14 protein-coding genes and 1 pseudogene are annotated in these 12,030 nt (G+C 71.4%); 3 read left to right on the top strand and 12 right to left on the bottom strand.

The features are described from left to right. Positions 1 to 27 precede the first annotated feature (27 nt). Positions 28 to 390 (top strand): VOC family protein, encoded by a 363-nt coding sequence (locus tag Plo01_RS21970; protein WP_203892533.1) that lies wholly within the window; start codon positions 28 to 30, stop codon positions 388 to 390. Here Plo01_RS21970 and Plo01_RS21965 read toward each other — a convergent pair. The 7 genes from Plo01_RS21965 to Plo01_RS21935 form a co-directional block, all read right to left on the bottom strand. Continuing rightward, positions 387 to 1,598, bottom strand: coding sequence for an amidohydrolase (locus Plo01_RS21965; RefSeq protein ID WP_203892532.1), 1,212 nt, complete (start codon positions 1,596 to 1,598; stop codon positions 387 to 389). The genes Plo01_RS21970 and Plo01_RS21965 overlap by 4 nt on opposite strands. Before the next feature lies 1 nt (position 1,599). Continuing rightward, positions 1,600 to 3,003, bottom strand: a complete 1,404-nt coding sequence (locus Plo01_RS21960; RefSeq protein WP_203892531.1) for an MFS transporter — start codon at positions 3,001 to 3,003, stop codon at positions 1,600 to 1,602. Between the two features lie 167 nt (positions 3,004 to 3,170). Further along, positions 3,171 to 3,773, bottom strand: a complete 603-nt coding sequence (locus Plo01_RS21955; protein ID WP_203892530.1) for a TetR/AcrR family transcriptional regulator — start codon at positions 3,771 to 3,773, stop codon at positions 3,171 to 3,173. Between the two features lie 115 nt (positions 3,774 to 3,888). Next, entirely contained in the window at positions 3,889 to 4,779 is an 891-nt protein-coding gene (locus tag Plo01_RS21950; RefSeq protein WP_203892529.1) for a DMT family transporter, read from the bottom strand. A gap of 321 nt (positions 4,780 to 5,100) precedes the next feature. Then, the gene (locus Plo01_RS21945) at positions 5,101 to 5,457 is read right to left on the bottom strand and encodes a hypothetical protein (protein ID WP_203892528.1); all 357 of its coding nucleotides are present in this window, start codon (positions 5,455 to 5,457) and stop codon (positions 5,101 to 5,103) included. Next, the gene (locus Plo01_RS21940; RefSeq protein ID WP_203892527.1) at positions 5,454 to 5,930 is read right to left on the bottom strand and encodes a hypothetical protein; all 477 of its coding nucleotides are present in this window, start codon (positions 5,928 to 5,930) and stop codon (positions 5,454 to 5,456) included. The genes Plo01_RS21945 and Plo01_RS21940 overlap by 4 nt, the downstream gene beginning before the upstream one ends. Before the next feature lie 416 nt (positions 5,931 to 6,346). Further along, positions 6,347 to 6,943 (bottom strand): maleylpyruvate isomerase N-terminal domain-containing protein, encoded by a 597-nt coding sequence (locus tag Plo01_RS21935; protein ID WP_203892526.1) that lies wholly within the window; start codon positions 6,941 to 6,943, stop codon positions 6,347 to 6,349. Between the two features lie 127 nt (positions 6,944 to 7,070). Between Plo01_RS21935 and Plo01_RS21930 the strand changes: the two genes are divergently transcribed. Continuing rightward, complete coding sequence (locus tag Plo01_RS21930; RefSeq protein ID WP_203892525.1) at positions 7,071 to 8,075, top strand: GlxA family transcriptional regulator; 1,005 nt, start codon at positions 7,071 to 7,073, stop codon at positions 8,073 to 8,075. Between the two features lie 30 nt (positions 8,076 to 8,105). On the opposite strand, the gene Plo01_RS21925 is transcribed toward Plo01_RS21930, so the two are convergent. The 5 genes and pseudogenes from Plo01_RS21925 to Plo01_RS21905 all read right to left on the bottom strand — a co-directional run. After that, the gene (locus Plo01_RS21925) at positions 8,106 to 8,297 is read right to left on the bottom strand and encodes a hypothetical protein (RefSeq protein ID WP_203892524.1); all 192 of its coding nucleotides are present in this window, start codon (positions 8,295 to 8,297) and stop codon (positions 8,106 to 8,108) included. 223 nt (positions 8,298 to 8,520) lie between these two features. Further along, positions 8,521 to 9,174 (bottom strand): DUF998 domain-containing protein, encoded by a 654-nt coding sequence (locus Plo01_RS21920; protein ID WP_203892523.1) that lies wholly within the window; start codon positions 9,172 to 9,174, stop codon positions 8,521 to 8,523. Positions 9,175 to 9,378: 204 nt separating this feature from the next. Beyond that, on the bottom strand, positions 9,379 to 9,933 hold the full coding sequence (locus tag Plo01_RS21915; RefSeq protein ID WP_203892522.1) for a YceI family protein: 555 nt from the start codon (positions 9,931 to 9,933) through the stop codon (positions 9,379 to 9,381). Positions 9,934 to 10,090: 157 nt separating this feature from the next. Then, positions 10,091 to 10,276 carry a response regulator transcription factor gene (locus tag Plo01_RS40440; RefSeq protein ID WP_444980766.1) on the bottom strand — a complete coding sequence of 62 codons (186 nt, stop codon included), beginning with the start codon at positions 10,274 to 10,276 and terminating at the stop codon, positions 10,091 to 10,093. A 94-nt stretch (positions 10,277 to 10,370) separates the two neighbouring features. After that, positions 10,371 to 10,793, bottom strand: a pseudogene (locus tag Plo01_RS21905) (RNA polymerase sigma factor); the annotation flags it as partial. Between the two features lie 380 nt (positions 10,794 to 11,173). On the opposite strand from Plo01_RS21905, the gene Plo01_RS21900 reads away from it, so the two are divergent. Continuing rightward, on the top strand, positions 11,174 to 12,001 hold the full coding sequence (locus Plo01_RS21900; RefSeq protein ID WP_203892520.1) for a hypothetical protein: 828 nt from the start codon (positions 11,174 to 11,176) through the stop codon (positions 11,999 to 12,001). Positions 12,002 to 12,030: the final 29 nt, after the last annotated feature.

Below are 12,030 nucleotides of genomic sequence, written 5' to 3'. Positions count from 1 at the left end.
ACAGGTATAGGCGGAAGCATCGGTCGCATGACCACCACAGCGAAGTTTCTCGCCGTCAACATCGACTGCGCCGAGCCCGGGCGGCTCGCGGAGTTCTACGCGACCGTGTTCGGCTACGAAGTCCAGCACGTCGAGGACGACTACGCCGGCATCGGCGACGGCGCCGTGACCATCTACTTCCAGAAGAACACCGAGCGCAAGCCCGCCGCCTGGCCCGGCCCGGACAAGCAGTTCCACCTGGACGTGCGGGTCCCGGACGTGGAGCAGGCCGTCAAGGACTACCTGGAGCTCGGGGCGAGCAAGCCGGACTTCCAGCCCGGCGGCGAGCACTGGACCGTGCTCGCCGACCCCGAGGGACACCTGTTCTGCGTCTGCCCGACCCGCGACTAATCCGCTCGCCGTACGGCCAGCGCCTCCAGCACCCCCGCTCGCCGGGCGTCGTCGAGGGCGAGGTCGATCGCGGTCCACGCCAGCGCCGCGGCCGCGTCGATCACGCCCTTGTCGGCCTCCGGGGTGGCCGCCGCCGCGGCGAAGGCGGGGGTGTGCGGCATGCTGAACCCGGCCGGGTCGATGCCGATGACCGGGTGGATGCCCGGCAGGGCGTGGGAGACGTTGCCCATGTCCGTCGAGCCGCCGCGGAACTCCGGCGGCACCGGGAACGCCTCGCGGCCGGTGACGGCGAGGTTGGCGGTGTAGACGTCGGCCAGCCACGGATCGTTGCGCATCTCGGCGTAGTCGGGGCTGGTCCGCGTCATCTCCATGGTCGCGCCGGTGGCCAGCGCGCCCGCCGCGAAGCAGTCGCGCACCCGCGCCTCCAGCCGGTGCATGTCGGCCAGGGTGTCGGCCCGCAGGTAATAGGCCAGCTTCGTGCGCGCGGGCACGATGTTCGGCCGCAGCCCGCCCTCCTGGACGATCCCGTGGAACTGGCCGCCGGGGACCATGTGCTGGCGGAGCAGGCCGAGGGCCGTCTGGGCGACGGTCACCGCGTCCAGGGCGTTGATCCCGGTGTGCGGGGCGGCGGAGGCGTGCGCCTCGAGGCCCGTGTAGACGATCTCGAAGTGGCCGCTGGCCTTGGTGGACAGGCCGCCCGGCATGTGCAGGTCCACCGGGGCGGGGTGGGCCATCATCGCCACCGCCACGTCGTCGAACGCGCCCCGGTCCAGCATGAGCTGCTTGCCGCCGCCGCTCTCCTCGGCCGGGGTGCCCAGCAGCTTCACGGTGATGCCCAGCTCGTCGGCGACCGAGGCCAGGGCCAGGGCCGCGCCCACGCTGGAGGCGGCGATCACGTTGTGCCCGCAGGCGTGGCCGATCTCCGGGAGCGCGTCGTACTCGGCGCACAGCGCGACGACCAGGTCACCGCCGCCGTACGTGGCGCTCAGCGCGGTCGGCAGGTCGCAGACGCCGCGCGTGACGTCGAACCCGGCCCTCTCCATGGCGACGGCGACCTTCTCCGCCGACCGGTGCTCGGCGAAGGCCAGCTCCGGCTCGGCGTGGATGCTCCGGCTCAACGCCACCAGCTCGTCGCCGGCGGCGGAGATCCGTGCCCGGGCCGCCGCCTTCTCGGCGGACAGGGGCTTCTCGGGAGACGGGGTGGACATTTCAGGACTCCTTACCGGGAGCGGAAGCGAAGGCGGGGACGGAGCCGGCGGCGGGACCGGCGGCGGAGGCGCGGCGGGCGACGGCCAGCAGGAACAGGACGGCGAGGACGGAGGCGGCGGCGCAGATCAGCCAGACGGTCACGTAGCCGCCCTCGGTCGGGCTGGCGGTGCCCCCGATGACCATCGTGGACAGCACCCCGGCGAAGACCGCGCCCGAGACGCTGCCGCCGAGGGTCTTGAACGTGTTGTACATGCCGGTGGAGATCGCGATGTCGGTGATCGGGGCGCGCTCGGCGATCAGCGCGGGGATGGAGGCCAGCGCGACGCCGGTGCCGAGGGAGATGAACGCGGTGGCGGCCAGGAACTGCGCGGGGTGCGCGTGCAGGACCGTCACGAGCAGGTAGCCCGCCGCGGTCAGGCCCAGCCCGAGCAGCAGCGTGGCGTCGTGCCCGACCCGGGTGCCGATCCCGGCCATCGCCGACGCCCCGGCCATCGCGAACAGGCCACTGGGGATCATCATCAGGGCCAGGGGGAGCGCGTCGAAGCCGAAGCCGTACCCGACCTTCTCCGGGACGCTCGCCATGAACGTGGCGGAGGCGGTCTGCGCGCCGAACATGGAGAAGCCGAGCATGAAGCTGGCGGCATAGAGGCCGACGAGACGCGGGCGGACGAGGTTGCGCACGTCCACCAGCGGGTGCTCGGCGCGCAGCTCGATCCGGACCCACAGGGCCAGCAGCGCGGCGGCGGCCCCGAGCAGGGCGACCGGCCCGCCGCTCACCCCCAGCAGGAGCGTGACCAGGCCGAGGCTGAGCGCCGCGGCGCCCGCCCAGTCGATCGAGGCGACCGCCCGCTCGACGCTCTCCGGCACCCAGAACGCCACGACCACCACGCACAGGGCGGTCATCACGACCGGGACGGTCAGCGTGTGGTGGACGTCCTTCAGTACGGCGTGCACCACACCGCCGACGATCAGGCCGAGCGAGGTGCCGAGGGTGAGCGAGCCGACCAGCATGCCGATCGCGGAACGCGCCCGCCCGGGCTCCAGGCGGCTGCGCACGATGCCGAACTCCAGCGGGAGCAGCGCCGACATCGGGCCCATCAGCGCCCGGCCGGCCAGCAGCAGCTCGAAGCTGGGCGCCCAGGCGACCAGGGCGGAGCCGGCCAGCAGGAAGAGCAGGGAGATCCGGAGCAGCTTGCGGTGGCCGTACATGTCGCCGAGACGGGCGAAGATCGGCACGCAGATCGCGGCGGAGAGCAGCTGGACGACGCTGACCCAGTGCAGGGCCGCGTTGGAGACGCCGTAGGCCTTGCCGATGGCGGGGGTGATCGGGAGCATCATGCCCTGGATCAGACCGCTGGTGATCTCGACGAAGACGAGGAGCCCGACGACGGCGGACACCTTCACGGGGGGTGGGTTGAGGGGCTGGGTCACGTGCGCGCTCCGAATCCGGGCGGGGGAGGAGGGGGAGGGGAGAAGAGCGGGCAGCCGGAAGGGGTACGGCGGGACGGCGGCCGTGGCTGTGCGAGGGCGGAAGGGGGCCGGAGGGGCGGGGTGGTCCTCGGCGAACGGGGTCAGGAGGCGGTACGGCGGGGCGGGTCGCCGTCGACGAGCAGGGCGACCAGCTTCTGGACGTCGTTCTCGGTGATCGGCTGACGCCAGATGACGCCCCGGTAGACCAGCAGGCCGGACATCACGTCGATCAGATAGTCGACGTCGGTGTCCTCGGGCAGGTCCCCGGCGTCGACGAGACGCTGGAAGATCGCCCGTCCGGTGTCCCGGCGGCCCGACAGGATCTGCGCCTGGAAGGCTTTCTGGCCCTCGGGATCGGTGTTGAGGTCGTTGCGCGCCCCGGTGAGGGCGGGCCCGTACCAGGGGTCGGCGAACGGCTCGACGAGGATGCGGATGTTGGCCGCGAGGTCGTCGCGCGGAGACCCGGACTCGGGGATCTCCTCGATGCGGATCGGCCGGTAGAGGATCTCGGCGACCAGCTCGGCCTTGCTGGACCACCAGCGGTAGATGGTGGTCTTGCCGACCCCGGCGCGGGCCGCCACGCCCTCGATCGTCAGCCGCGGGTACCCGACCTCGGCGAGCAGCTCACGCGCGGCGGCCAGGACCGCGTCGTGAGCCTGCTCGCTCCGGGGCCGGCCGGGGCGCCGGCGCTGCTCGTCCGTCATGCATCCAGAGAATCGGGCATTCGGGACCATTAATCAATAACGAAACGTTGCGTTTTACATCTCGTTAACAGAATGTGATTCTGTCGTCGGTTGCCCCGGACCGTCCCGCCGCAGGTCAGGCAGGGTTCGGCGCCTCCTTCCTCTCGCCCAGGGCGAGCAGGACGACGGCGGCGAGCAGGAGCGCGGCGCCTCCCGCGGCCTGCGGGCTGAGCCGCTCGCCGAACAGGAGCACCCCGAGGGCCGCCGCCCCGACCGGCTCCACCAGCGTGATCACCGAGGCGGTCATGGCCCGCACCGCGGCGAGCCCGGCGAAGAACAGCCCGTAGGCGAGAGCCGTCGGGATCGCGCCGAGGTAGGCGATGAGCGCCCAGGACGCGAGCTGCTCGCCCGAGGGCAGCATCCCGTGGGCCAGGGCGACGGGGAGCAGGCAGGCGGCGCCGACCGCGAAGCCGCCCATCGCGGTGCTGTACGGCTCGGCGGGCCGGGCCCGGTTGAGCAGCGTCACGCCCGCGTAACCGGCCGCCGAGAGCAGCGCCCACCCGGCGCCGGCCGGGGAGAAGCCCGCCGGGCCGTCGTCGGAGGCCAGCAGGGCCAGCCCGGCCAGGGCGGCGGCGACACACCCCAGCCCGGCCGCCCCGGGCCGCTCCCGCAGGAGCACGGCGGATCCGGCGGCGACGAAGACGGGAGTCGCGCCGGTGGTGACCACAGTGGCCACGGCGAGCCCGGACTCGGCGATCGCCGCGAAGTAGGCCGTCTGGCAGACGGCCATCGCCACGCCCAGGACCACGGCGCGACCGAGCGCGGAATGCCGGGGAATCGCCACGCCCAGGATCCGCGTGACCAGCAGGATCATCGTCGCCCCGACGGCGAACCGCCAGAACGAGACCGCGACGGGCCCGACCCCGCCGGCCCGGTCGAGCAGCGCCCCGGCGGCGCCGCCGGTGCCCCACGCGGTGGCCGCGAGGGAGATGTACAGCAGTCCCTGCCGTACGGAGACATGCGTCATGGAGATCTCTCCAGGGGAAGTGGTCGTCAACGTCCGCACGTCTGCGGGCAGCGACCACCCACCGGATCACTCCGACCCGGTCACACAGGAGAGATGCCGCCCGCTATCGGGCGGGCGGGGGAGAGATGACGGGGGCGATGAGGAAGGTCGGCACACGCCAACCGTAACGAGCCGGCGGCCCCGGGCTCCACCTCATATCCATGTCCGCCCATCAACACGACGGGACATGCAACACCGGCGCCACCGAGGCGGCGATAGCCGTCGGCGTGTCTGTGGATGTTCCTGGAGGAGGATCCCCCGATCGGACTCCTGTCCGCAGCCTCAGGCGTCGGTGTCTTTCGGGTGCCGGGGTGAGGCGTAAATGATCCAGACGGTGTGGGTGTCGTCATCGATGGCGTAGCGGACGCGCCCGCCGCTGGTGACTTCGAATTCCCACTGTTCCAGGTCGTGGCCGTTGTGGCGATGGGTGGCCAGGTCGCCGCGGAGCCGGTGCTGGCGTCCGTGATCTGCCCGGGAACGGGGATCGGCGCGCAGCGTCTCGAAGCAGCGGCGGGTGTTGGCCAGGGCGTGGCGGCACAGCTCCTCCCAGCCTTTGACCGCATCGCCGGTGCCGAACCGGAGGTCCCATTCGCCGTCGGGTGGCGGGACTGTCACCCGGTCGCCGCGCTTGGGACTCACGCGGTGACCTCGACCGGCCCGAAGTCGCCGCTGGTGGCGGTGCGCGCCTGGGCGTAGCGCACGGGGTCGGCTTTGATGCGGGCGGTGGCCCGCCAGCCCGCGATGACTTCCTGGGCGGTGGTGTCGACATCGAGTTCCGCGGCGTCGGAGAGCGCCTCGACCAGTTCCAGGGTGAAGGAGCGCAGCTCGTCGGGGCTCAGGTGACGGACCCAGGGGAAGACGTCGGGCATGGCGATGACCAGCGTGCGGGCGGTGGGGTCGTGTTTGAGGAGGGCCAGGAACAGGCGTGATGCCGTGGTCAGCGTTTCGCCGCGCTGGTCTTCGCGGTCGGCGGCGGTCAGGTAGAAGTCCGGGGCGTCGCGGTGGGTGATGCGCACCCGGCCCAGGCGGGCGGCGCGTTCGGCGACGGCTCGGGGGTTTCTGGACAGGTCCGAGAAGGTGACGGCGTCGGCGTCGGCGTTGCTGGTGCTCACTCCATCATCGTAGGTCAGAACACATTCTGATAAGCGGTGAACGGGACAGCGGGCGTAAACAGCCTCATCCGCCGATGTATGGAGAGCTGCCAGGAAGCGAAGTCGAGTCTGTATTGGAGGGACAGCCGTACGGCCCGGCTTCCCGTGAACGGGTCACATAGCTTGACGTTGGTGTCACCGATGGAAGACTTCCTGTCGGCCGCTTTTCATGATCAAAGGGTCGACGGACCGAACCGGGAGCGAGCGGATCCGCGAAGTCGCCGACGCCGGCCTGCGACGCCTGGGTGTGGACGAGCGGGCCGATCTGGACGCCCTGGCCGCCGGGGTGGGCGTGGCGGATGATCGGTACGGCGGGGCGCACATGAATCTCGTCGGGCGCCGACCCGTGTCAGCTCAGCGGTTGCGGGACGGGACCCCTAGGCGGCGCTGCCGTACCACTGCCATTCCGCGCGACGGGGCATTCCGGGGAGCGGGATGCGGCCCGTGCACCACAGCAGGGTGGCGAACGGGTCATGCCCCGCCGGGGCGTCGGGGAAGAGGCGGGCGAGGGCGGCGGTGCCGGGCTCGCCGGGCGGTGTCCAGGACAGGCCGAGGGCGCGGGTGATGTCGTAGGTGTGAACGGCCAGTTCGACGACGCCCATCGCGGCGAAGCCCGCGGCGTCGGAGTGGCCCCAGGGATGCCATGCCCGCACGTCCGCCGCTGTGTCCCGGACCGTGCCGCTGAGCAGGGACGCGGCGATGCCGAGCCCTTCCAGGCACGCGGGGACGGAGGCGTGGGGGTCGAGGGAGGCGAAGAGGGTGATGTAGCGGTCGCGGGGACGGGCGATGAGGAGACCCGCGTAGCCGATCAGGCCGAGGGCCAGGTGATCGAGGGTCTGGCGGCAGGTCCAGTCGAGACCGCCGGCCCGGCGTGACCAGTCCTCGTCGGCCCCCTTGAGGAGAACGGCCAGGCAGTCGTCGGCGACGGCCGACACCAGGTCCGGCCATGACACGGCCGGGTGGTCAAAAGTCATCCGTAACTCCTCGTCTGTCCGCCCGCGGCGGTCGATCACGCGGAGACCACGTTCTCAGCGGTCCGCGGCGGGGGACAGTGACGGGGATGACCGGTACCGCCAAATTCCTGCCATAGGCTCCGGGATCATGAGCGCCGGTTCCATCGCCGTGGTCGTGCCCGAGGACATCGAGGTCCCCTCCTGGGACCTGTACGAGATGAGCATCCCCTGCACCGTCTTCGGCAAGCCGCATCCCGATCTCGCCGATCCCTGGTACGACCTGCGGTTGTGCGGGACGGGTGGGCGGCCGCCGGAGAGCCGGAGCGGTCCCGCCGGATCACGGCTGACGTTGCGGACCGACTACGGGCTCGACGGCCTCGTCGGCGCGGACACCGTCATCGTGCCCTCGGTTCCCGACTCCTGTGTCGAGGAGGGCGCGCCGCTCCCGTCCGAGCTGGTGACGGCACTGCGTCGCGCCCACGCCGCCGGCGCCCGGATGGTCTCCCTGTGCACCGGCGCCTTCGCCCTCGCCGAAGCGGGGCTGCTCGACGGACGCCGCGCCACCGCCCACTGGATGCACACCGCCCAGCTGGCCGAGCGCTACCCGAAGGTGCGGGTCGACGACTCGGTGCTGTATGTGGACGACGGCGACGTGCTCACCAGCGCCGGGCTGACCGCGGGCCTCGATCTCTGTCTCCACCTGGTACGGCGTGACCTCGGCGCGCACATCGCCAACCAACTGGCCCGCCGGATGGTGGTGCCCGCCCATCGGCCCGGCGGCCAGGCGCAGTTCATCGATCTGTCCGTGCCCGCGACCGACGACGAGAGTCTGGGGCCCGTCCTGGAATGGGCCCGCGCCCACCTGGATCAGCCGCTCACGGTCGAGGGACTGGCCCGGCGAGTCGCGATGAGCCCCCGGACCTTCTACCGGCGACTGCGGGCGGCCACCGGGATGACACCGCTGCAGTGGTTGCTCGACCAGCGCCTGGCACGTGCCCGGGGCCTGCTCGAATCAACGGATCTGCCGATCGCGAAGGTCGGGGAGCTGAGCGGGCTCGGTACGGCCAACAACCTCCGCCACCACTTCCTCAAGCAGCTGGGAGTGTCTCCGGGCGACTACCGGCGAGCCTTCCCTCGCGCGACGAACGGCTGACCTGACCCTTATGAACGGCCGACCTGACCCCTACCTGGACTGATCCGGCCGGGACCGGCCGGGCCGCGGGCGGGCGGCGCTCAGGAAGGCGCCCCACATCAGCAGGATCGGCACGGCCATGACGGGCGCCAGGGACCACAGCGCGCGCTCGACAGGCCGGTGGGAGTCGGCCCGGTGGAAGGCGTCGAGGGCTGCGACGACGGCGAACCCGAGGACGGGCACGCCCAGGGCGCGCGTGGAGACGAGCCCCCGGCGACCAGGATCCGAAGGCGACGGGCCAGAGCGCCCCGCCGAGGCTGAACCCGTGCCCGAGGCCGTACTCGGCGGTCCCGGCATCCGTCCTCGGCTCCGGCGGCGTGGCCGCCCGCGATCCCCCTCCGGCTCGCCGGCGGCATCCGCGCCGCAGCCGTGGCGCACCGCGGCGGGGCCGGCCGAGAGCGGATGATCACGTTCGGACGTGGTGCCTCGCGAGCGCGGTGAGGAGGCCGAGCTGGATCGCCGTGGCGAGGACCATTCGTACGCTCAAGCTGTCCACGTGGGGTATCGCGAGGACGAGGAGAGCCGCGACCGGGGCGGCCGCGCACAACCGCATCCACTTCCTGCGGCCGAGGGCGGAGAATCTCCGGGCGAACACCGGGCAGGCGGCGAACCACGCCACCTGGGCGATCAGGAAACCGACCTCGTGCAGTACGCCGTGCCAGCTCATCTCGGGAGCGCCGGCCGGCGCCCCCGGGGGGAAACCGGCCCCCGCGTCGGTGGGGAAGATCCCCGCCACGATGAGCCCGACGCCGTTGAGGCCGACCAGGATCGGCGCCCACCGGCGGCCCCGTCCGGAGTCGAGGTCTCGTCTCAGGCCGGCGGCGGCCGCCAGCAGGAGCGCGCCGCAGAGCACGAAGTTGACGATCTGCACCCATCCCAGCTCACCGAGGCTCAGCAGGCTCAGCGGATGGCGGGTGGGATCGTAGCCGTCGCGGGTCACCGCCTGGACCGCCCACACCGCGAGGAACAGCGGTCCGGCCGCGACTCCGCAGTCGAGCAGGCGGGCAGTGCCGGGCGTGGTGGCCGGGGTGGCCGGGGTGGCCGGAGTCTGGTGTGTCATCGGGATTTCCTCCCCGTGCGAGATGGTTTCTGCTCGGGAGGGGCCGGGGAGCGGCGGGCCCCCCGTCGGAGCGTGAACGCGCCCACCGCGCGCAGTGAGGTGAAGTCCTCCTGGCGGCGCCCTCTCGATCGCGTCGCAAGAGACGTCGGAGCCGGACGGGCCGACCGGACATCTCCGGGCAGGGAATTCAGGGACGGGGCGGGGTCACCGCTCCGGGACGAGAGCGACGTCGAACTGCACCCGGACTTCGTCGTTGAGCTTGAGGGTGCCGAAGAACGCCGAGTAGGGCCGGATGCCCCAGCGGGACTGCACGACGGCGGCCGAGCCGTGGACGCGGCCCCCGGCCAGCGAGCCCTGGATCACGATGGGGCGTGTCTCCCCGACGATGGTGAGGTCGCCTTCGAGGCGGAACGACTCGGCGGTTCCCTCGACCCGTGTCGACCGGAAGAGGATCACCGGGTGACGGCCGGTGCCGAGGATCTTCTCCCGGATGATTTTTTCGATCTCGTCGCGGTCCGAGCCCGTCAGCGGCTTGACCCCGCCGTTCCCCTCCAGGACCTTCAACGACACGGCGTCGACTTCGACCGTCACCGAGGAGGCGGCCGGGTCGGCGGGGTCGAGCGTGGCGTCGCCGCGCCAGCGGGTGACCCCGATGGTGAGATCATGGCCCGCCTTCGCGCCGAGCCCGGTGCGTGTCGTCTTGACCAGGAGCCGGCCGGACGCGGGTCCCAGTGTGTAGTTACCGGCGGTGATGCTCACCCTGCCAAGCTAGCTCGCGTACGCCGTGGAGCGCTCGGGCCCCCGTGGGTCCGTTCCGGTGAATCCGGAATGCGCGCGGGACCGGATGCCCCGCCCGTCGCCGGGCGGCGGACGGTCACCCGGTCGCCGTGCCCGGGACCGTGAGAGACGGTGGAGTCTACGACTGGGGCTCGCCGGGGCGGACCAGCCCGCTCTCGTAGGCGAAGACGACCGCCTGGACGCGGGTGGTCAGGCCGAGCTTCATCAGGACGCGGGACAGGTGGGTCTTGACGGTCGCCTCGCCCAGGTGGAGCCGGGCGGCGATCTGGGTGTTGGTCAGCCCCTGCGCCGGCAGTCTCAGCACGTCGGTCTCCCGGCCGGCCCGGCTCCACCCGGGCCAGCGCGCGGGCGAAGCGCCTGCGGGCGCGGTGGAGTCTGATGCGTACGGCGTTGCGCGACAGGCCGAGTACGGCGGCGATCTCACGCCGGTCCAGGTCCTCCCAGGCGACCAGCGACAACAGCTCACGATCGTCATCGGGCAAGGTCCGGAAGATCTGCGCGATCGCTTTCACCTCGACCCCGCTGTCGGGCGAGGCGCCGTACAGATCGGCCATCTCGGCGTCGAGCTCCACGCTGAGAGCCTGGCGGCGGACCTCGCCTCGATAGTGGTTGGCCAGCACCTTGCGGGCCACGCCGTACAACCACAGCGTGGCCTCCTCCCCGTCGGGCAGGTCGCCTATCCGCCGCCAGGCGATGGCGAAGGTCTCCGCCACCACGTCCGCCGCGTCCTGCGGCGAGTCGCAGCGGCGTGCCGCGTACGCCGTGATCCGGCCGTACGTTTCCCGGTAGACGGTCTCGAACCTGGCCCGCCCGCTATCCACAGGCCACTTCCGGGCCAGATCTCCTCGGCATTCCCATGCCCGTCTCCCTGATAGTTCGATCTACGGACATCTGTGCCTATGTAAGGAGTTGGGACATCATTTCTCGTTAGAGCGGAGAATTCTCAGCTTTTCGGTGGCCTGTCATCGGCTTGTACGGTGGGCGGCAACCAGGACGCGCAGCTCCTGTCGTCCCGGTCCTCGCCATCCCCCACGGTCATGCCGGATGTAAGGAAGCTGCCGGACATACCGAAGCTGGAGCCCGCCGACGTGGTGTGGCCCGCGGCGATGCTCACCCCGCCCCCCGACTTGAGAACGGCCCTCTCGTGCACCCGGTAGCCATGCTGGACGGTGACACGGCCCTCATGGTCACGGAACATGACATGCGTCCCACCTTCTTCGCCTACGATCGCCGGACCGGACGGCACCGAGCACTGGCGACCGCTCCCGAATGGGCCGAGTGCGACCTGTGCTTCGAGGTCATGAACGTGGCTGTGAGCGAGACCGATATCGTCTGGACCGCCGGAATCTATCGCTCGGAGTCCGGCAACCCGGGCAAGCGGCACGTGGAGCTGTGGGCCATGCCGCGTTCGGGCGGCATGATGCGGCCGGTCGCGTGGCTGACCGAGCACGGGGACCTTCCCTCCGGTGAGCTGACCGTCACCGGTGACAACGCCACCTGGACAAACGAGTCAGAGAACCGCACCTACCTGGTCCCGCTGAGGGGCGGCCGCGGTATGTCGGAGATCTCCCCGTCGGCCGGTCCCCGGCCGGTGGCGGCAGATCCGGAGGTGCGAGAGTTCAGCTGCGGTGTCGAATGGTGCGTCGGAGAGGTCCGGCCCCGGCGGAACGAGGTGACGACGATGCTGGTGCAGCGCAGGGACGGCTCGGGACGCACCGCCGTCGCCGCAGCCTCCTCCGGACGGACCTTGATCGGTGACAGATTCGGACTGTTCAACCAGCCCTATGTCTATGGCGGCGGTTCTGTCGACATCTCATCGGATGATCTGAGAGCGCACGCGGTCGTCTACGACCGCTGCACCGGGAAGGCCGCACGGGCCGGAGCGCAGCGAGAGGCCGGTGAATCTCCCCGGGTCCGCGTGGGGGCGACGAACCGGCAGGAGCCGATTCTGTTCTGGCCGACGCGGGACGAGAAGCACTACGTCGTGCTGGACCTGTCCCGCATCCCCGACCGGTCCTGCGAAGGCTGACGCCGTACGGCCACCGGGTGGTACGCAGG

Source organism: Planobispora longispora (assembly GCF_016863135.1).
Classification (GTDB): domain Bacteria; phylum Actinomycetota; class Actinomycetes; order Streptosporangiales; family Streptosporangiaceae; genus Planobispora; species Planobispora longispora.
Note: the sequence above shows the minus strand (reverse complement) of the source record. Positions and strands in the feature narration are given on the sequence as shown.